Source organism: Ruegeria sp. BB10 (assembly GCF_056535725.1).
Map to the genome: position 1 here is coordinate 3278487 of NZ_JBQFIW010000001.1, position 18669 is coordinate 3297155.

The following is an 18669-nucleotide window of genomic DNA, read 5'->3' on the forward strand; positions in this document are numbered from 1 at the left end:
CTCTAAAGCGCAATTTTCGGGATATGTCAATTCGCTGCGTCGCGGCATTTCAGGTTCTTCAGATTGTAGGTGACCCGGTTTGGTGGCAGGGTGCGTGCATGACTCAGACCGTGGAACTTCCGCTTTGGCTGTTTTTGCTGATCGTGGTGTTTGCCGCGGTCACTCTGGCCTCGCATTTTCTGTTCCCTTCGGTGCGATGGTTTTTTCGCCGCCGGCTTGAGCGGGCAGTCAAACGCCTGAACAAACGCCTGCAGCGACCCATCCAGCCGTTCAAGCTGGCGCATCGACATGACATGATTCAGCGGCTGATTTATGACCCGCAGGTCGGGCAGGCGGTTCAGAACTTTGCACGCGAGGAACGTGTTCCCGAGGCCGTGGCCTTTGAAACGGCCCGTCGTTATGCGCGCGAAATCGTTCCGTCCTTTTCAGCGGTAGCCTATTTCAGCATCGCCATCCGCCTGACTCGTATGCTGAGCAACGCGTTTTATAACGTACGTCTTAGCTATATGGACGAAAAAGCCCTGCGCAACATTGACCCAGAGGCGACTGTTGTTTTCGTCATGAACCATCGCAGCAATATGGACTATGTGTTGGTGACCTATCTGGCGGCGCAACAGTCTGCGCTGTCTTATGCGGTTGGGGAATGGGCGCGCGTCTGGCCGCTCAGCCGTTTGATCCGGGCAATGGGTGCCTACTTTATCCGCCGCAAATCGGGCAGTGAGCTTTATCGGCAAGTGCTGGCTTGCTATGTGCGGCACGCGACCGAAGCGGGCGTGACACAAGCCATGTTCCCCGAGGGCGGTCTTAGCTTGACCGGCGCACTGGGTCGGCCAAAGCTGGGGCTGCTCAAATACATCATTGATGCCACCACCCCCGACGGTAGGGACGTTGTTTTTGTACCCGTCGCGCTGAATTATGACCGCGTGCTAGAGGATACGATCCTGACCAAAGCGGCGCTGGGAAATGAACGCAGGTTTCGGGCCAGGATCGGGGTCATCGCCTGGTGGATTATCAAACAGGTCGGCCGACGGTTGGTAGGTCGTTATCAGCGATTCGGCGTGGCTTCGGTGCGGTACGGCCAGCCTGTTTCGCTGCGGGCGTTCCGGGCGGACCACAAAACCAACCTGATGACCGATCTGGCGCGGGACTTGATGGTGGGCATTGGTAAAGCGATTCCGCTGGTTCCGGGGCCTGCTACGTGTTGGTTGGTGCGTGAAAAGGGCGAAATTGCCGAAACAGACGCGGTGGCGCTGATAGACCAACTGCTGCGACGCAACGGAAGTTCTACACCATTGGAGCACAGTGCAATCGAGGCTAGTATTCAGCAATTGGTGGATCGCCGCATTCTGAAACGCGAGGGTGGGAAATTATCGTCGTCAGGTCAAAGAGTTGACCTGTTGAACTATTATGCAGCCTCGGCGTCGTTGGATGCGGAACAGGTGATTTCTGCGCCTGCGAAATAAATTTCTGCACCCGCTGGGTCATAAAATTACAAAATGAACTCAAAATGGGTTGCAATATTGCTCGATGGAAAATACTCATCGGGTAAAGCCGCCGATTCTGCGTTGCGGCAAAGATTTTAGAAAAGGAGGCCAACATGGCTCTGGACACCGATAGCGGCATCGCGTCGTACGAGGCACCGGAAAAAGACCTCTATGAGATGGGTGAAATCCCTCCGATGGGGTTTGTCCCGAAACAAATGTATGCATGGGCGATCCGCAAGGAACGCCATGGCGAGCCGGACACGGCCATGCAGCTGGAAGTGGTAGATGTCCCCAAGCTGGACAGCCACGAGGTGCTGGTTCTGGTGATGGCCGCTGGCGTGAACTACAACGGCGTCTGGGCGTCGTTGGGTAAACCGATCAGCCCGTTTGATGGTCACGGACAGCCGTTCCACATCGCCGGCTCGGATGCGTCGGGCATCGTTTGGGCCGTTGGCGACAAGGTCAAGCGTTGGAAAGTGGGCGACGAGGTCGTGATCCACTGCAACCAGGATGACGGTGACGACGAACATTGCAATGGTGGCGATCCGATGTTTTCGACCAGCCAGCGGATTTGGGGTTATGAGACGCCGGATGGGTCGTTCGCTCAGTTCACTAATGTTCAGGCACAGCAGCTGATGCCGCGCCCCAAGCACCTGACCTGGGAAGAAAGCGCCTGCTACACGCTGACACTGGCCACCGCATACCGGATGCTGTTCGGTCACGAGCCACACGATCTGAAGCCGGGCCAGAACGTTCTGGTTTGGGGTGCGTCGGGTGGTCTGGGCTCATATGCAATCCAGTTGATCAACACTGCGGGTGCAAACGCGATCGGTGTGATCTCGGACGAAAGCAAACGTGACTTTGTAATGGGTCTGGGTGCTAAGGGTGTTCTGAACCGCAAAGACTTTAACTGCTGGGGCCAATTGCCCACAGTGAACACACCGGAATATGCCGATTGGTTCAAAGAAGCACGCAAGTTCGGCAAGGCCATCTGGGACATTACCGGCAAGGGCAACAATGTCGACATGGTGTTTGAACACCCCGGCGAAAGCACCTTCCCGGTGTCGACCTTCGTGGTGAAAAAGGGCGGCATGGTTGTGATCTGCGCCGGTACCACCGGCTATAACCTGACCTTCGACGTGCGCTATATGTGGATGCACCAGAAGCGTCTGCAGGGTTCGCACTTTGCGCATCTGAAACAAGCGGCTGCTGCGAACCAGCTGATGGTCGAGCGTCGCCTGGACCCATGCATGTCCGAGGTGTTCTCGTGGAATGAGCTACCCGATGCGCACATGAAGATGATGCGTAACGAGCATAAGCCGGGCAACATGTCGGTCTTGGTTCAAGCTCCGCAAACCGGAATGCGCACTCTGGAAGAGGTTTTGGACGCCCGCGGTTGAGCCGCACCAAAATCAGGTAATGGTGCCCGCGAATTGTGTTAACGGTTCGCGGGCGTCACTTTTTCAAGGGTAAGTTTATTCATTTTAAGGGGTTATAGATATTAACCCCACTGTTTTGGGGGAGTAGAAAGCAGCGAATAGGCAAAAAAATACTGCACATGTTATGGTTGTGTTAACCCTTCGTTAACCGTTTCGGAGAGACCCTGATGGCGCAGAATGAGTGGATACTGGACGTGTTGTCGGACCTCAACGCCTTCGCTGTTGAGAATGGTATGATCGCGCTGGCCGAACAGCTGGACGACACCAAGCTGATCGCCGCAGCCGAGATCGCGTCCATGAAGGCTGAGGTACGGACGCCGGCGGATGGGAAAAATACTCGATATGAGCCAAGTCCTGGAGGACTTGGAAAACACCAGCACGCTTGATGAATTAAGTGGCGTCGCAATCAGATTGCGTGACCGGCTGAAAGTCGAGCACCTTATATACCACTGGGTCGATGGTGCCGGGGATCAGTACGGCTATACGACCTATCCCGATGCTTGGGCAGAGCGATATCTGGAAAAGAGTTATCACCGCATTGATCCGGTCATCCTGGGGTGCTTTCAGCGGTTCCACCCGGTCGATTGGAAAACGCTGGATTGGTCCAGCAAAGTGGCCAAGGCATTTCTGCAAGACGCACAAAGCCACGGTGTCGGCAATCAAGGCTATTCCATCCCGATCCGGGGGCCGAACGGGCAATTCGCCTTGTTTACGGTCAACCATACCTGTGATGATGAAACCTGGCAGCGTTTCATCGAGCGTCATGGTCGTGAGCTGATCCTGATCGCGCATTATTTCAATCGCAAAGCGCTGGAATTCGAAGTTGACCGACAGCCCGACTCTGCCCGCAGTCTGTCGCCACGCGAAGTCGACGCGATGACCTTGCTGGCGCTGGGGTACAGCCGGGCCCAGGTGGCCCATTCGCTGTCTATCTCTGAACATACGCTACGGGTCTATATCGAAGGCGCCCGGGCGAAGCTTGGGGCGCAGAACACCACTCACGCCATCGCCACAGCGCTCAGCCGAGGATTAATAGTGGTTTAAGAGGCGCGCGCCCTCAGAACGGGAAATTAACTATGACTTTGTACCCCCTTCGTTCCTGCACAGGACGACAAGGGGAAAAAAGTCATGTTGCGCTATTTGTATGCGGATGAGCTGCAAAAGTTTCCGGATCTGGCCGAAGGGATGTTCCGGGATCGCGCGGATCAGTTCAAAACCCGGTTGGGTTGGGACGTACACGTTAACGAAAAAGGGGAAGAGCGGGATCGGTATGACGATCTGAACCCGCTTTATGTCATCTGGGAAGAAGAAGACGGCAGTCATGGAGGCTCAATGCGCGTGTTGCCGACCACCGGCCCGGTCATGGTGAACGAGGTGTTCGGCCATCTGACCGGTGGCAAACCAGTCTGCAGCCCGCTGATTTGGGAGGTCACAAGGTTCTGCCTGTCGCGCACGGCCAGCTCGCACACCGCGGGCGCCATCATGCTAAGCGGCGGTGAGATGATGGAAGGGTTCGGCCTGACCCATATCGCCGGAGTCTTTGATGCACGCATGATTCGGATTTACCGCCTGATTGGATCGTCCCCGGTGGTTCTGGGGACCGAAGGGCATGGGCGTGATCAGATTTCGGTCGGGCTGTGGCCCTATTCTGCCGATGATTGCAACCGCGTGGCCGAACGCGCGGGGATCCCGCGAGAGCTGTCGCGGCTGTGGTTCAAGACGGCATTCGGGATCGGACGGCAGCATCGCTTTTCTCTGTCGGCCTGATCAGGCGAAAAGCCCAATCCCTCTCTGGTGATAGCTGGCGCGGCCCTGTAGGGTCGCGCCATGTCTTTGCCCCCCGTGACCTTCTCTGACGACCAGGCGGCCGCCTATGACAGCATCTCTGAAATGCTGCGATCAGCCGGTGTAGATCTGGATGATGATGCCCTGCTGAAATTGCCGGGCAACGGCAAATCCGGTGTGATGGCGGTGATCGGCAAAGCCGGCTCGGGCAAGACCCTGTTGCTGGCCGAGCTGTACAAGGCTTTGGCCGAAACCGGTGTTCAGATTGTGTCGGGTGATTTCGAAAGCCGCAAAGCGAAGGAAAAGCGCAGCCTTGCGATCCTGGCCCCCACCAACAAGGCCGCCAGCGTGTTGCGCCTGCGCGGGGTCCCTGCAACGACCATTCACCGCATTCTCTATACCCCGGTTTATGACCCGGAATATGAACGCATCGCCGAATGGCTGGCGGGCAATGACGAACGCCCCGAGATCGAAGGTCTGACGGACGAGGCGTTGGACCGGGCAGCGGCGTTTTATGCGAATAATAAATCGATCCCTGGTGCCTTGGCCGCCGCCGGATTGCGCGGGTCCGATTTCATCACCGGCTGGAAACGTCGAGACGAGCCATTGGATATCGGGTTCGTCGATGAGGCCTCGATGCTGGACGACCGGCAATTCGAGGACCTGCAAGAGATTTTTCCGACCTTGTTGTTATTTGGTGACCCTGCGCAGCTGGCCCCTGTCAATCAATCGGGCAGCATGGTGTTTGACGCTTTGCCCGAGCCGCGCAAACAGATCCTGCACCGGGTCCACCGGCAAGATGCGGACAATCCTATCCTGGATCTGGCCCACGCGCTGGCAGACCCCAAGATGGGGTTCGAGGATTTCGAACGTCTTATAGAACAAACCGCCCGTCAGGATGACCGCGTGGTCTGGGGTCAGCGGGTCGAGGTTGATCTGATGGCCCGCAGCCCGGTTCTGGTCTGGCGCAACGCCACACGCATTCGGTTGATTCAGGCGTTTCGGCAAGTTCACGGCGCGCCTGAGACCGAGCTGCTGGAAGGTGAACCACTGATCTGTGATGGCATCGAACTGCCGTTGAAACACCGCAAGAAACGTTTGGACCTTGAGGCGCGCGGGCTGATCAAAGGCGCGCAAGTCATCTATTTGGGACCGGGGCGCAAGCCGGGCTTTTCACGCCTGCACGTGATGGGCGCCGAGGACCCACAGGTCAGTGCGGCCTCGATCGTCAAGATCGAAAAACCGGATGAAGAAGAACCCTTTATCCCCTTCGCCGCCCGCATGGGTGCCACCTTTCTGCATGGCGCGGCGGTAACCATTCACAAGGCGCAGGGCTCGCAATGGGACACGGTACAGGTCTTTGCACCGGATATTTACGCCGCCGCCCGCATGGGCAGGACCGAGGCCGGGCAGCCGCTTTGGAAGCGGCTGGCCTATGTCGCCATCACCCGCGCGCAGGAGCGGTTGATCTGGGTTGTGCGCAACCGTCTGGCCAAGCCCACCCATCCGCTGCGTGTGGATGATCTGCGCGCGGTTCCGGCGGCGTCCTTGACATTGGAGGCTGAAGATACATGACATCCATCATAGTAACCGGCGCAAGCTCGGGCATTGGGCGGGCCACGGCGGAATTGTTCTTGAACGAAGGCTGGACAGTGGGCCTGTTGGCGCGCAGTGCCGATACGTTGCACGAGATGGCCAAGGATCGCACAAACGCGATCCCATTGGTTGCGGATGTAACGGACGCGGATGCGGTCCATGCGGCCTTTGGCGCGTTTCAGGAAAAGGCTGGCCGGTTGGACGCGTTGTTCAACAATGCGGGCATCTTTGCGCCCGGCGGAACCATCGACGAGATCGCGCTGGAGGATTGGTATCAAACCGTCAACGTCAATCTGAACGGCATGTTCCTATGCGCGCGCGAGGCTTTTCGGATCATGCGCCATCAGTCGCCGCAGGGCGGGCGCATCATCAACAACGGCTCGATTGCCGCATATGTGCCGCGCCCGAACTCGGTGCACTACACGACCACGAAACATGCCATCACCGGTCTGACCCGCAGTCTGTCGCTGGACGGGCGGGACCTCGGAATTGCTTGCGGTCAGATCGACATCGGCAACGCGCGCACGCAGATGGTACAGGGACTGGTGGATGCCGCGGTTGAGGCCGGTCAGACGCCCGACCCGACCATGGCGGTTGAAGATGCAGCACGCTCGGTGCTGCATATGGCGACCCTGCCGCCCGAGGCGAATGTGCAGTTCATGACCGTGATGGCAACAACGATGCCCTATATCGGGCGCGGTTAGGGGTTAGTTTTCACGCAGCAATCGGAACGCAGTCGACGCCCCCCAGCCCGCTGCAATCGCAATGACCAGTGACATCAGCCCGTACCACACAGGTTGCTGTCGGGACATGTTGTACAAAAACCGCTCCAGCCCCACTTTGCGCACGTCGATGGTTGTCTCGAATTCCGAGATCACCTCTTTGCCGCGGGTCAGGAAGATGCGCGCAGCATAGTCGCCTTCGGTCAGGTCGGCAGGCATTGCAATTGAGGTGCGGAACAGGGTTTGCTCATCCACGGCCACTGTGTTTTCGCGAATGGAATACAGCCCCTCATCCTCGCGAATGCGCACCACGGCATCTGCAAAATCCTGCGCGCCCCGGATATGCATGGCCGCCCCGACCGATCGGATGGCGCGTTCGATTGAAATCCGGTATCTCAGGTCCTCGGTGTCCAAAAGGATATTATCCAGCGGCCCGCTTGTGGCGACGGCGTAGAAACTTGGCGCAAGGTCGACCAGAACGCTGTCGGTGTTGACCCAGATGCCCAGTTTGCGTTCCTTGCGCCGGACTGTCACTGGGCTGGACGGCCCGGCCACAGTCACGATCACCTCAAGCGGTGGGCCGGCGGGGATCGGTGCTTCTCGTTTGACGGCACCGAAGATCAGGATTTCAGAACCATCGAATGTCGCGGTAATGGCGACCCGGTCCTGGCTGAGACCCAGCACCACCTGCTCTTCTTGCGCAAGGGCTGGCGAGCAGCAGAAAACCAGCAGGGCAATCAAGCGTTTCAGCATGATCAGTGCCCTCCTTCGCTGCCAATGGAATACAGCTCGGATGGTTCGATCAATAAGTCCAGTGCCAGCTTGCCGCAGACCACCAGAACCAGGGCTGCCAGCAGCACGCGCAACTGCTCGGCGGGCATCTTCGCGCCAATCACCGTGCCAATCTGCGCGCCCACGACACCGCCGACCAGCAGCAGAACGGCCAGAACAACATCAACCGTATAGTTCGTGGTTGCGTGCAGCATGGTGGTAAAGCCGGTCACAAAGATGATCTGAAACAAGGATGTTCCAACCACCACCTTGGTGGGCATGCCCAGTAGATAGATCATTGCAGGCACCATAATAAAGCCGCCGCCGACGCCCATGATGGCCGCCAGTACACCGACGCAAAGCCCGACCAGAATTGGGGGAATGACCGAGATATACAGGCCCGAAGTGCGAAAGCGCATTTTGAACGGCATCGCATGAACCCAGCCACGCTGGCGCCGTTTTGCTGGTGCGCCGCCGCCCTTTTTGGCCTTGCGCAGTGCCCGCAAGCTTTCGATGAACATCAGGCCACCAACGACGCCAAGGAAGACGACGTAGCATAGCGTGACAAGCAGATCGACCTGGCCCAGGCTTTTGAGATAGTTGAACACCACCACCCCAAGGGCAGCACCCATTAAGCCCCCGATCAATAAGACCGTGCCCATTTTCAGATCTACGGTCTTTCGTCGAAAATGCGCTAATACACCAGAAAAGGACGAGGCGACGATCTGGTTGGCTTCGGTTGCGACGGCGACAGCGGGGGGGATGCCGATGAAGAACAGTAGCGGCGTCATCAGAAACCCGCCGCCTACACCGAACATGCCCGACAGGATGCCAACCATCCCACCCAGCCCCAACAGCAAAAAGGCGTTGACGGAGACTTCGGCGATTGGAAGGTAGATCTGCATGTGTATTTACCGGATGAGATCAGACGCGTCACACAAAGTGATCCGGCCTGTCCCATACCACAGGGATGAGGCTTTAATACCGCGCGCGCAATGCGGCCGTATGGCGAATACCAACCTGCCGATCGCGCAGACCGCGTGACCGACAAGCCGATCTGGCTGAATTGAAAAACGGACCCCGGAACCGGGACGTTTTTGTGTGCTTGCCACCCTGACAGGAACGAATCCGATCTCGGCTATCACAGGAAACAAACACATACCCCCTTAGAGCGCTTGCGGCATGCAAAATCAACTCTGCATGCCGCTCTGCAGCGAACAGGACTGAAATGAGTTTTAAACTGGACTTATCAGCGCTCTTTCACATAGGGCTCGCCACCGGCACGCGGCGGGACAGCTTTGCCGACGAACCCAGCCAAAATGACGACCGTCAGCATATAGGGCAGGGCATCCATAGCCTGCACCGGGATGACCACGCCGCCCAGGTCGATATTCTGGAACCGCAGCGCAATCGCCTGCAACAGACCAAACAGCAGACAGGCCCACATCGCATGCCAAGGTCGCCATTTCGCAAAGATCAGCGCGGCCAAAGCGATGAACCCGCGACCGGCGGTCATTTCCTTGACGAACCCGGCCTGCAGGGCAGTGGCCAGATAGGCCCCGGCGATCCCACACAGCACGCCGCAGATGGCAACGGCCGCAAATCTCAGGCCGACAACCGAGACACCGGCGGTATCCACCGCAGCCGGATTTTCACCCACCGCGCGCAGGCGCAAGCCGAACCGGGTGCGATACAGAATCCACCATGTTAATGGCACCATCAGAAACGCCACATAGACCAATATCGAATGACCCGAGAGTAGTTCGGAATACACCATGTGAAACGAATTGGTGTCAGACATCAGTTCAGAAACCGGTTTCCCCGACAGTTCAGCATCTTCGGGGCCGATTGCATAAGGAAACTCTGCAGATTCGAATCGTCCACCGCCAAAGAGAGAAGGCGTGCGCCCGCCCTGTTTGAACCAGCTCTGCGCAATCAGAACGGTCAGGCCCGAGGCCAGAAAGTTGATGGCAACGCCCGAGATCAGCTGATTGCCCCTGAAGGTGATCGAAGCGAGCCCGTGCAAGCCGGACAAAATCAGCGAGGATCCGATCCCCGCCAGCAGGCCCAACCAGACAGACCCGGTCACTGCCGCAATCGCCGCCGAGAAAAAAGCTGCCATCAGCATCTTGCCTTCCAGCCCGATGTCGAAAATACCCGCGCGTTCCGAATACAACCCGGCCAGACACGCCAGCAAAAGCGGTGTTGCCAGACGGATCGTTGAATCAAAAACCTGAATGAGTGTTACGAAAATCTCCATCACTCGGCCCCCTTCCGCAGACCGAGGAACAGTTTCTCAAGCGGCATGCGCACCATGTTGTCCAGTGCCCCGGTAAACAGGATCACCAGCGCTTGAATAACCACGATCAGCTCACGCGGGATCGAGGTCCACAGCGCCAATTCGGCACCTCCCTGGTACAGGAACCCGAATAAAAGGGCCGCCACAAACACGCCGAACGGGTGCGACCGGCCCATCAGCGCCACGGCAATCCCGATGAAACCCGCACCTTCGGTCGAGTTGAGTACCAGCCGTTCAGCTTCTCCCATCACGTTGTTGGTCGCCATCAACCCGGCCAACGCACCCGAGATCAGCATGGCGACGATAGTGATGCGTACGGGCGAGATACCGGCATAAACAGCGCCGGTTTCGGAATGACCATAGGCGCGGATCTCATACCCCAGCCGCGTCCGCCAGATCAGCGCCCAGACCACGAAACAGGCCAGGATCGCGACAAAGAACGAGATATTGGCCGGCGCACCCTTGAACACCGCGTTTTCAGCGGTCGAGAACATCGACTGGAAGGTCGGCAGATGCACGGCCTCGGGGAAGCGTGCAGTTGCAGGATCTTGCGAGCCTTGCGGGCGCATCACATTGACCAGCATATAGTTCAGGAAGGCCGCCGCGATAAAGTTGAACATGATCGTGGTGATGACGATATGACTGCCACGTTTGGCTTGCAGATAGGCCGGGATTGCGGCCCATGCCGCCCCAAACAGCATCGACGCCGCACAGGCGGCCAGCAGGGCAATGCTCCAATGCGGCCAGTCGATGTACAGACACACTATGGCAACGCCAAGCCCGCCCAGCATGGCCTGGCCTTCGCCGCCGATGTTGAACAGCCGCGCGTGGAACGCTACAGCCACCGCCAGCCCGGTGAACATGAAATTGGTCGCGTAATAGAGCGTATAGCCCCAGCCATAAGTCGACCCCAGCGCGCCGGTAACCATCAGATTCACCGCTTCAACCGGGTTTTCACCAATGGCCAAAATAACCAGCGCCGAAAGGATCGCGGCCAATATCAGACTGATCAGTGGGATCAGAACGACATCGGCCCATTTGGGCATTTTATCCATGCTTCACGCGGCCTCTTCCGCAACACCGGCCATCAGTAGGCCCAGTTCTTTTTCATCTGTCTCATGGGGCAGGCGTTCGCCCATAATATGTCCGTCGAACATTACCGCTATCCGATCGGACAGCGAGAAGATCTCTTCCAGCTCGACCGAGACCAGCAGGATTGCCTTCCCCTGATCGCGCAGGGCGACGATTTGTTTGTGAATGAATTCGATCGCGCCGATATCCACACCGCGTGTCGGCTGGCCGACCAGCAACAGGTCGGGGTTCCGCTCAATCTCGCGCGCGACAACGATTTTTTGCTGGTTGCCGCCTGAAAAGCTTTTGGCGGTCAGCCAGCCATTGGGCGGACGCACATCGAACTTTTCAATCTTGCGTTCGGTATCCGCGCGCAGGGCGGCATTGTCCATGAACAGACCGCGTTTATAGGCAGGGTCGCGGTGATAGCCGAACGCCACGTTTTCCCACGCGTGGAAATCCATGATCAGGCCCTCGCGCTGACGATCCTCGGGGACGTGAGCGATGTGCTGCGCACGCCGCGCCTGACCGTCAGACCCATGCCCACTAAGCGCCAGCGGTTCACCATTCAGCTTGATCGACCCTTTTCCAGGCCGCATCCCGCCCAAAACCTCAAGCAGTTCCGACTGGCCATTACCCGCAACACCGGCGATGCCGACGATCTCACCCGCGCGGACCGTCAAGTCGATACCCTTGACCCGCTCAACGCCCGCTGAATCGAAGACGCGCAGGTTTTCGACCTCAAGAATGGGTTTGCCGGGTTTTGCAGGAACCTTGTCGACCTGCAGCAGAACCTTGCGGCCTACCATCAGCTCGGCCAGCTCCTCGGGGCTGGTTTCGGCGGTTTTTACTGTCGCCGTCATCTGCCCGCGCCGCATCACTGAGACTGTATCGGTGTTTTCCATGATCTCGCGCAGCTTGTGGGTGATCACGATGATCGTCTTCCCTTCGGCCCGCAGACGGTCGAGAATGCGGAACAGCTGGTCGGCCTCGGCCGGGGTCAGAACGCCTGTCGGTTCGTCCAAAATCAAAATCTCGGCCTTGCGATACAAGGCTTTGAGGATTTCGACCCGTTGCTGCATCCCCACGCCGATTTCGTCAATGCGCTTGTCTGGGTCAACGAACAGCTCGTATTCTTCTTCCAGTTCTTTCAGTTCCTTGCGAGCCTTGGACAAAGACGGAGCCAGCAGCCCGCCATCTTCGGCGCCCAGAACGATGTTTTCCAGAACCGTGAAATTCTCAACCAGCTTGAAATGCTGGAACACCATCCCGATGCCCGCCGTAATCGCCGCTTGACTGTCGGGGATGTCGGTCTTGGTCCCGTTGATCCAAATCTCACCTTTGTCGGCTTTGTAGAAACCGTAGAGAATACTCATCAGCGTGGATTTGCCCGCACCGTTTTCACCGATGATCCCGTGGATCGTGCCGGGGACGACGCTGATGGAAATGTCTTTGTTGGCCTGAACCGGCCCAAAGGCTTTGGAAATCCCTTTGAGCTCAATGGCGGGGACTGTCATGTCGTGTCCTCAATTGCCGAAAAGGCCGCGAACGCTGCGGCCAAGTGGGAATGAGGCGGAGGATCAACCCCCGCCCCACGCGATATCAGAACTGCAGTGCCGGGCAGCTGTCGTTCTCGTAATAGCTGACGACGGTGACGTTTCCGTTGATGATGTCACTGCGTGCATCTGCAACGGCCGAGCTCATCTCTTCCGTAACTAGTTCAGCGTTGTATTCATCCATGGCAACGCCCACACCCTCTTCGGCCAGACCCATGGCGAAAACGCCGGTTTGCAGATCCTCGCCAGCCTTCATGGCGTCATAAACGGCCACGTCCACGCGCTTCAGCATCGAGGTCAGAACCTTGCCCGGATGCAGGTGGTTCTGGTTGCTGTCCACACCGATCGAAAGGATGCCTTCATCGGCGGCGGTCTGCAGAACGCCCACACCGGTGCCGCCCGCAGCAGCATAGATGACGTCAGCACCCTGGCTGATCTGTGCCTTGGTCAGTTCGGAGCCCTTGACCGGGTCGTTCCATGCCGATGGGGTGGTACCAGTCATGTTGGCAACGATATTGATGTCGGGGTTCACGGCTTTGGCGCCTTGCGCGTAACCGCAGCCAAAGTGACGGATCAGCGGAATATCCATGCCACCGATGAAGCCAACTGTTCCGGTCTTAGATGCCATCGCAGCCATCATTCCAACCAGATAGGAACCCTCATGCTCGGCAAAGCCGATCTGACGCACGTTTGGAGCATCTAGCCAATTCACATCAACTGCAACGAATTTGGTGTCGGGATAGTCGCCCGCGACAGCCGCCAGCGGATCAGCCATTGCGAAACCCATGGTGATGATTGGGTTCAGGCCAGCTTCGGCAAAACGACGCAGGGCTTGTTCACGCTGGGCTTCAGACTGCAGTTCGATTTCGCGATAAGTCTTACCGGTCTGTTCCGCCCAACGTGATGCCCCATTATGGGCTGCTTCGTTGAACGATTTGTCAAACTTGCCACCCAGGTCGAAGATCAGGGCTGGTTCAGCCAGGGCCGCACCCGCGGTCAACGCGACGGCGGCGGCAGCGCCCATCAAGGATTTCATCAGGGTCATTTCATACTCCCGTTTGTTATTGTTGGTCGGGGTCAAGATAGCCCCGATTACTCACTGTGAGCGAGCATAACTGTTGTGATGGCGGGAATTAAGGGCGTTTGCAACCGGTGCGGTCAACTGATTCTTGACCAAATGGTCGAAAAAATTAGGAGGCGTCGGTCAGGTCAGGGCGCTGACCATGACAACGGCGTCGATTTTCTCAGCTTTTTCGCGCAGATAGTAACCCTTGCGCAGGCCGCAGGTTGTGTATCCACAGCGCTGGTACAACGCGATAGCCGGGTGATTGTCTGCCGCAACGTCCAGAAAGGCACGGGTTGCGCCCAACGCTTTGGCTTTTGCGTGCCATTCCTGCATAAGGCGCAGGGCAAGACCTTGGCGCTGACGATTGGGGTGGGTGGCGATTGTCAGCAGTTCAGCTTCACCTGCAGTGACTTGAAACAGGGCAAAACAGTCAGCGTTACCAATGACATGCGTGAACCGATTGGTCAGAAGATCAGAAAATTCTGATTCCGTCCAAGGGCGCGACTGCGTGAAGGCTGCCGTATGGGTATGAGCCAATTCTTGCGGGGTCATCCGTCCAGCAGAACCGGTGGTGAGTCCTTTGACGGGGCCGCATCAGCCGGGCGCACATATAGCGGGGCAGGGGGCTGGGTCGTGGTGGACCATCTTTGCGCTGTCAGCCGGGCAAGGGCGTTGACCAGCACATCGGCGTCATCATTCAGAATCAGGTTTCCAAGTGATTCTGCCTGTTCCTGCGCCATCAGTGCGGGGTCCTGACCGGGCAGCGCGACATAGACTTGCTCGCGGGGTGCGCGGATCGCGGGAATCCCATCCCCGATTTCGGCCAAGGCATCAAAACCGGTAACTCCAACAGCCGGGATACCAAGTCCCAACGCCAATCCCCGCGCAGCCGAAACCGAGATACGGATGCCGGTAAAATTCCCCGGCCCGATCCCGACTCCAATGGCGGTCAGATCGCGCCACGTGCAATCCGCCTCGGCCAGAATCTCTTCTAACAGCGGCATCAACCGTTCTGCCTGCCCGCGTGACATGGGCTCAACGCGCGAAGCGACAATCGTGTCGCCATGTAGCAAAGCGGCCGCGCAATGCGCGGCCGATGTGTCAAATGCCAAAATGATCGGGTCAGACGGCAACGGGGCGAACCTCGGTCACTTCCGGGATGTAGTGGCGCAGCAGGTTCTCAATTCCCATTTTCAGCGTCAGGGTCGAGGACGGGCAGCCCGCGCAAGCGCCTTGCATGTGCAGGTAAACAACGCCCCGGTCGAATCCGTGGAACGTGATGTCACCCCCATCCTGGGCCACCGCCGGGCGCACGCGCGTATCCAGCAGGTCCTTGATCTGATTGACCACTTCGGCATCCTCGCCGAAATGTTCTGCGTGACCTGACCCATCGACAGCATCTTCACCCAATACCGGCTGACCGGACTGAAAATGCTCCATCACAGCGCCCAGAATGGCCGGTTTGATGTGATCCCACTGAACGTCATCCGATTTGGTCACGGTGACGAAATCATTGCCAAAGAACACGCCGGTGACACCAGACACTGCAAAAATCCGCTTCGCCAAGGGCGATTTTTCCCCGGCTTCCGCCGAAGGAAAGTCTGCAGTGCCCGCTTCCAGCACCGGCTGACCGGGCAGGAATTTCAGCGTTGCAGGGTTCGGCGTGGATTCGGTCTGGATGAACATGTCACGGCTCCGTTTCAGTTGTACTTGATATGCGGGTCCGGGCCGGGGAAGTCAAGATTTGGAACCATTCTAAATTTCTGCCGCCAGTTGCATCGCCGCATCCAGCCGATCATCGCCCCAGAACAGTTCATCCCCCACTAGAAAGCTTGGCGCCCCGAAAATCCCCTTGGCCTGCGCGGTCTGAGTCTGTTGGCTCAAGGCCGCCTTGATATCCGGGTCTTGACAACCGGCCAGCGTTTCTGGGGGCAGGCTGGCTTGGGACAGGCAGTCGATCAGCACCTTGTCGTCCGAGATATTGAGGCCATCAACGAATTCGGCGGCATAGACGGCCCGAACAAAGGCAGCCCTTTGAGGGTGGGCTTCAATCGTCATCACTAGCCGCGCAGCCTTCAGACCATTTTGGGGAAAGGGGTCAGGCCGGGCAAATCGCAACCCCCGCTGGGCCGACAACCGTTCCATATCGCGCCACATATAACGCCCTTTGGCGGGATAGATGTTGAACGGCGAATTGTCCCAGCCCTGCGCGGCGAAAATCGGACCAAGCAAAAAGGGATGCCATTCAACTGACACCCCGTTCTGCGCAGCCAGATCCTCGATTCGCATCGCACTTAGGTAAGAGTATGTGGATGCGAATTCGAACCAGAACTGGATGCTGCGCTGCATGGGTGTCCTTTTAGGTGATTTCTTCCAGCTTTTCCTTGCTCAGATCACCAGGAACGATGGTGATCGGAATTGGCAGGTTGCCCGAATTCTTGGTCAGTTGCGTCACCAGCGGCCCGGGGCCTTTCTTTTCAACGCCTGCGCCTAGCACCAGCACCCCGATCTCGGGGTCTGATTGCACATGTTCGATGATCTCGGCGACCGGCTCACCTTCGCGGATGGCCAGTTCGGGGTCGATGTTTTGCTTGTCGCGCATCCACTTGGCGAACACCTCGTAATGGGCGTGAATACGCTCGCGTGCTTCCTCGCGCATTACCTCGGCCACGCCGATCCAATGGTTGAACTCATCCGGCGGAATGACCGATAGGATTGTAACGCCACCGCCGGTGTGGGCTGCGCGCATAGCGGCAAAACGCATCGCGTTCAGGCATTCGCGACTGTCATCCAGAACGACCAAGAATTTGCGCATGAAGTGTCCTCGTATATTTCAGGCGATCATGCCCGACCATTTGCGTGCTGGCAATAAGCGGCTGGTTAGCGGGTGCTTAGTGCCCAGTCCCAATACAGCTCGCGCGCACGGCGGGCTATGGGGCCGATTTGATATTGCGTATCCTCCAGCGCGGTGACCGGGGTGATCTTGTTCATGTTGCCGGTCATAAAGACCTCATCCGCCTTGTGGAAATCGTCAAAGCCAAGGATGGCTTCGTGAACGACCGTCCCGTCGGCGCGCAGGTTTTCAATGTGACGCGCGCGGGTGATGCCAGCCAGAAAGGTGCCGTTGGGGGTTGGGGTAAACACCTCTCCGTCACGGACCATGAAGATGTTGGCGGTTGCGGTCTCGGCCACGTGGCCCAGTGCGTCCGCGACCAGCGCATTCGAGAACCCCTTGGCGCGAACCTCTTGCAGCATGCGCGCATTGTTGGGGTACAGGCACCCGGCCTTGGCATTCACCACCGACGATTCCAGAACCGGACGGCGGAATTTTGTGGTACCCAGCGTGACCGAGGCGGTCTCGGGCGCCATCGGGATCTCTTCTAGGCAGATGGCAAAACCAGTGCTGTTTTCCTGTGGGACAATCGCGGTCGCGTCGCCGTCGATGCCCCAATACATCGGGCGAATATAGACGGCTGAGTCCGGTCCGTAAGAAGCCAACCCCTCTCGGATGATCTCGACCATCTGTTGGGTTGAGACGAACGGGGTCAGCATCAGTGCCTCGGCTGAGCGATTCACGCGGGCACAATGTGCCTCAAGATCCGGGGCCATACCGTCGAAATAGCGCGCACCGTCGAAGACTGACGATCCCAGCCAAGCACCGTGATCGGCCGCGCGCATGATCGGGGCATCCCCGTCATGCCATTGACTTTCGAAATAGGTGCGGATGTTCTTGCCGACTGCCATGACGCCCTCCCACGCTTTGCGCAAACCTAGGAAGGCGCTGCGGTAACGTCCAGCGCAATCAGCCTTGTTTTGAGCTGACCATGCCCACAATTTCGTAAGTCTGCTGCAGGATCGGCGCGGCAATCGCGCGGGCCTTTTCCGCACCTTTGCCCAGAATCCGGTCAATCTCGGCTTCTTCGCCCATCAGGCGGGCCATTTCGGACGAAATCGGTGCCAGTTTTTCCACCGCCAGTTCTGCAAGCATCGGTTTGAATTCACCGAACTGTTTACCGCCAACATCGACCAGCACCTGATCGACCGTCTGATCGCTGAGCGCGGCATAGATGTTCACCAGATTGCGCGCCTCGGGGCGGTCTTCCAGACCATCGATCTCGGATGGCAGCGCATCCGGGTCGGTCTTGGCTTTGCGAATCTTCTTGGCGATCGTGTCGGCGTCGTCCGTCATGTTGATGCGGCTCATGTCCGAGGGGTCGGACTTGGACATCTTTTTGGACCCGTCGCGCAGGCTCATGACACGGGTCGCGGCCCCTTCGATCACAGGTTCGGTGATCGGAAAGAAATCGACGCCGTAATCATGGTTAAACTTGATCGCGATATCGCGCGTCAGCTCAAGATGCTGTTTCTGGTCGTCGCCAACCGGCACATGCGTTGCGTGATAGGTCAGGATGTCGGCGGCCATCAGCGACGGATAGGCGAACAGACCCAACGAGGCGTTTTGCTGGTTCTTTCCGGCCTTGTCCTTCCATTGAGTCATCCGCTGCATCCAGCCCATGCGGGCGACGCAGTTGAAGATCCACGCCAATTGCGCATGCTCGGGCACCTGGCTTTGGTTGAACAGGATCGATTTATCCGGGTCGAGACCGGCAGCGATGAAACCAGCGCACAGTTCGCGCGTCGAATGGGCCAGTTCCTTGGGGTCCTGCCAGACGGTGATCGCGTGCAGATCGACCATGCAATAGATGGTCTCCATGTCCGGCTGCTGCATATCCACAAACCGCTTGAGCGCACCCAGATAGTTGCCAAGATGCAGGTTTCCCGACGGCTGGATGCCGGAAAACACGCGCGGTGTGAACTGGGTCTCGGTCATCGAAGGGAACTCCCGTCTGGAAAAATCAGCCCCCGTCGCTTACCCATGA

Annotated in this window: 20 protein-coding genes; 7 read left to right on the plus strand and 13 right to left on the minus strand. The window is 58.0% G+C overall.

What is annotated here, in order from left to right; translation table 11 throughout:
- Positions 1-98 precede the first annotated feature (98 nt).
- The 7 genes from ACR3EP_RS16880 to ACR3EP_RS16910 all read left to right on the plus strand — a co-directional run bounded on the left by ACR3EP_RS16880 (position 99) and on the right by ACR3EP_RS16910 (position 7008).
- A complete protein-coding gene (locus tag ACR3EP_RS16880; protein ID WP_480638727.1) occupies positions 99-1463 on the plus strand; it encodes a 1-acyl-sn-glycerol-3-phosphate acyltransferase in 1365 nt (454 codons plus the stop codon).
- Positions 1464-1597: 134 nt separating this feature from the next.
- Complete coding sequence (gene ccrA / locus ACR3EP_RS16885) at positions 1598-2884, plus strand: crotonyl-CoA carboxylase/reductase (protein ID WP_170412729.1); 1287 nt, start codon at positions 1598-1600, stop codon at positions 2882-2884.
- A gap of 206 nt (positions 2885-3090) precedes the next feature.
- Positions 3091-3309: a hypothetical protein gene (locus tag ACR3EP_RS16890; RefSeq protein ID WP_170350439.1), complete on the plus strand. Its 219-nt coding sequence runs from the start codon at positions 3091-3093 to the stop codon at positions 3307-3309.
- On the plus strand, positions 3248-3967 hold the full coding sequence (locus tag ACR3EP_RS16895) for a helix-turn-helix transcriptional regulator (RefSeq protein ID WP_170361413.1): 720 nt from the start codon (positions 3248-3250) through the stop codon (positions 3965-3967). The genes ACR3EP_RS16890 and ACR3EP_RS16895 overlap by 62 nt, the downstream gene beginning before the upstream one ends.
- Positions 3968-4051: 84 nt before the next feature.
- A complete protein-coding gene (locus tag ACR3EP_RS16900) occupies positions 4052-4690 on the plus strand; it encodes an acyl-homoserine-lactone synthase (RefSeq protein ID WP_480638728.1) in 639 nt (212 codons plus the stop codon).
- A 60-nt stretch (positions 4691-4750) separates the two neighbouring features.
- The gene (locus ACR3EP_RS16905) at positions 4751-6283 is read left to right on the plus strand and encodes an ATP-dependent DNA helicase (RefSeq protein ID WP_480638729.1); all 1533 of its coding nucleotides are present in this window, start codon (positions 4751-4753) and stop codon (positions 6281-6283) included.
- Complete coding sequence (locus tag ACR3EP_RS16910; RefSeq protein ID WP_480638730.1) at positions 6280-7008, plus strand: SDR family oxidoreductase; 729 nt, start codon at positions 6280-6282, stop codon at positions 7006-7008. The genes ACR3EP_RS16905 and ACR3EP_RS16910 overlap by 4 nt, the downstream gene beginning before the upstream one ends.
- A gap of 3 nt (positions 7009-7011) precedes the next feature.
- On the opposite strand, the gene ACR3EP_RS16915 is transcribed toward ACR3EP_RS16910, so the two are convergent.
- The 13 genes from ACR3EP_RS16915 to trpS all read right to left on the minus strand — a co-directional run bounded on the left by ACR3EP_RS16915 (position 7012) and on the right by trpS (position 18620).
- The gene (locus ACR3EP_RS16915) at positions 7012-7779 is read right to left on the minus strand and encodes a TIGR02186 family protein (RefSeq protein WP_170350596.1); all 768 of its coding nucleotides are present in this window, start codon (positions 7777-7779) and stop codon (positions 7012-7014) included.
- Positions 7780-7781: 2 nt separating this feature from the next.
- The gene (locus tag ACR3EP_RS16920; protein WP_170350595.1) at positions 7782-8702 is read right to left on the minus strand and encodes a sulfite exporter TauE/SafE family protein; all 921 of its coding nucleotides are present in this window, start codon (positions 8700-8702) and stop codon (positions 7782-7784) included.
- A 344-nt stretch (positions 8703-9046) separates the two neighbouring features.
- Positions 9047-10057 carry an ABC transporter permease gene (locus tag ACR3EP_RS16925; protein ID WP_480638731.1) on the minus strand — a complete coding sequence of 337 codons (1011 nt, stop codon included), beginning with the start codon at positions 10055-10057 and terminating at the stop codon, positions 9047-9049.
- Positions 10057-11151: an ABC transporter permease gene (locus ACR3EP_RS16930; RefSeq protein WP_170350593.1), complete on the minus strand. Its 1095-nt coding sequence runs from the start codon at positions 11149-11151 to the stop codon at positions 10057-10059. The genes ACR3EP_RS16925 and ACR3EP_RS16930 overlap by 1 nt, the downstream gene beginning before the upstream one ends.
- Before the next feature lie 3 nt (positions 11152-11154).
- Positions 11155-12684, minus strand: a complete 1530-nt coding sequence (locus tag ACR3EP_RS16935) for an ABC transporter ATP-binding protein (protein WP_480638732.1) — start codon at positions 12682-12684, stop codon at positions 11155-11157.
- An 85-nt stretch (positions 12685-12769) separates the two neighbouring features.
- Entirely contained in the window at positions 12770-13768 is a 999-nt protein-coding gene (locus ACR3EP_RS16940) for a BMP family lipoprotein (RefSeq protein ID WP_058281934.1), read from the minus strand.
- A 159-nt stretch (positions 13769-13927) separates the two neighbouring features.
- On the minus strand, positions 13928-14341 hold the full coding sequence (locus tag ACR3EP_RS16945; RefSeq protein WP_480638733.1) for a GNAT family N-acetyltransferase: 414 nt from the start codon (positions 14339-14341) through the stop codon (positions 13928-13930).
- Positions 14338-14922, minus strand: a complete 585-nt coding sequence (gene tsaB, locus ACR3EP_RS16950; protein ID WP_425081664.1) for a tRNA (adenosine(37)-N6)-threonylcarbamoyltransferase complex dimerization subunit type 1 TsaB — start codon at positions 14920-14922, stop codon at positions 14338-14340. The genes ACR3EP_RS16945 and tsaB overlap by 4 nt, the downstream gene beginning before the upstream one ends.
- Entirely contained in the window at positions 14912-15475 is a 564-nt protein-coding gene (locus ACR3EP_RS16955) for a NifU family protein (RefSeq protein WP_170350589.1), read from the minus strand. The genes tsaB and ACR3EP_RS16955 overlap by 11 nt, the downstream gene beginning before the upstream one ends.
- 69 nt (positions 15476-15544) lie before the next feature.
- Positions 15545-16138, minus strand: a complete 594-nt coding sequence (locus ACR3EP_RS16960) for a DsbA family protein (protein WP_480638734.1) — start codon at positions 16136-16138, stop codon at positions 15545-15547.
- A 10-nt stretch (positions 16139-16148) separates the two neighbouring features.
- A complete protein-coding gene (locus ACR3EP_RS16965) occupies positions 16149-16604 on the minus strand; it encodes a universal stress protein (RefSeq protein ID WP_170350587.1) in 456 nt (151 codons plus the stop codon).
- Positions 16605-16669: 65 nt separating this feature from the next.
- Entirely contained in the window at positions 16670-17533 is an 864-nt protein-coding gene (locus ACR3EP_RS16970; protein ID WP_170377714.1) for a branched-chain amino acid aminotransferase, read from the minus strand.
- 58 nt (positions 17534-17591) lie between these two features.
- Entirely contained in the window at positions 17592-18620 is a 1029-nt protein-coding gene (gene trpS / locus ACR3EP_RS16975; protein ID WP_480638735.1) for a tryptophan--tRNA ligase, read from the minus strand.
- Positions 18621-18669 lie beyond the last annotated feature (49 nt).

What these genes read in the sequence shown, in the direction of transcription:
- ccrA (WP_170412729.1), top strand. Translation starts at nt 1,598, where the DNA reads ATGGCTCTGGACACCGATAGCGGCATCGCGTCGTACGAGGCACCGGAA.
- ACR3EP_RS16895 (WP_170361413.1), top strand. Translation starts at nt 3,248, where the DNA reads ATGGGAAAAATACTCGATATGAGCCAAGTCCTGGAGGACTTGGAAAAC.
- ACR3EP_RS16880 (WP_480638727.1), top strand. Translation starts at nt 99, where the DNA reads ATGACTCAGACCGTGGAACTTCCGCTTTGGCTGTTTTTGCTGATCGTG.
- trpS (WP_480638735.1), bottom strand. Translation starts at nt 18,620, where the DNA reads ATGACCGAGACCCAGTTCACACCGCGCGTGTTTTCCGGCATCCAGCCG.
- ACR3EP_RS16925 (WP_480638731.1), bottom strand. Translation starts at nt 10,057, where the DNA reads ATGGAGATTTTCGTAACACTCATTCAGGTTTTTGATTCAACGATCCGT.
- ACR3EP_RS16940 (WP_058281934.1), bottom strand. Translation starts at nt 13,768, where the DNA reads ATGACCCTGATGAAATCCTTGATGGGCGCTGCCGCCGCCGTCGCGTTG.
- ACR3EP_RS16965 (WP_170350587.1), bottom strand. Translation starts at nt 16,604, where the DNA reads ATGCGCAAATTCTTGGTCGTTCTGGATGACAGTCGCGAATGCCTGAAC.
- ACR3EP_RS16960 (WP_480638734.1), bottom strand. Translation starts at nt 16,138, where the DNA reads ATGCAGCGCAGCATCCAGTTCTGGTTCGAATTCGCATCCACATACTCT.
- ACR3EP_RS16915 (WP_170350596.1), bottom strand. Translation starts at nt 7,779, where the DNA reads ATGCTGAAACGCTTGATTGCCCTGCTGGTTTTCTGCTGCTCGCCAGCC.
- ACR3EP_RS16920 (WP_170350595.1), bottom strand. Translation starts at nt 8,702, where the DNA reads ATGCAGATCTACCTTCCAATCGCCGAAGTCTCCGTCAACGCCTTTTTG.
- ACR3EP_RS16900 (WP_480638728.1), top strand. Translation starts at nt 4,052, where the DNA reads ATGTTGCGCTATTTGTATGCGGATGAGCTGCAAAAGTTTCCGGATCTG.
- ACR3EP_RS16945 (WP_480638733.1), bottom strand. Translation starts at nt 14,341, where the DNA reads ATGACCCCGCAAGAATTGGCTCATACCCATACGGCAGCCTTCACGCAG.
- ACR3EP_RS16910 (WP_480638730.1), top strand. Translation starts at nt 6,280, where the DNA reads ATGACATCCATCATAGTAACCGGCGCAAGCTCGGGCATTGGGCGGGCC.
- ACR3EP_RS16905 (WP_480638729.1), top strand. Translation starts at nt 4,751, where the DNA reads ATGTCTTTGCCCCCCGTGACCTTCTCTGACGACCAGGCGGCCGCCTAT.
- ACR3EP_RS16970 (WP_170377714.1), bottom strand. Translation starts at nt 17,533, where the DNA reads ATGGCAGTCGGCAAGAACATCCGCACCTATTTCGAAAGTCAATGGCAT.
- ACR3EP_RS16955 (WP_170350589.1), bottom strand. Translation starts at nt 15,475, where the DNA reads ATGTTCATCCAGACCGAATCCACGCCGAACCCTGCAACGCTGAAATTC.
- ACR3EP_RS16930 (WP_170350593.1), bottom strand. Translation starts at nt 11,151, where the DNA reads ATGGATAAAATGCCCAAATGGGCCGATGTCGTTCTGATCCCACTGATC.
- ACR3EP_RS16935 (WP_480638732.1), bottom strand. Translation starts at nt 12,684, where the DNA reads ATGACAGTCCCCGCCATTGAGCTCAAAGGGATTTCCAAAGCCTTTGGG.
- ACR3EP_RS16890 (WP_170350439.1), top strand. Translation starts at nt 3,091, where the DNA reads ATGGCGCAGAATGAGTGGATACTGGACGTGTTGTCGGACCTCAACGCC.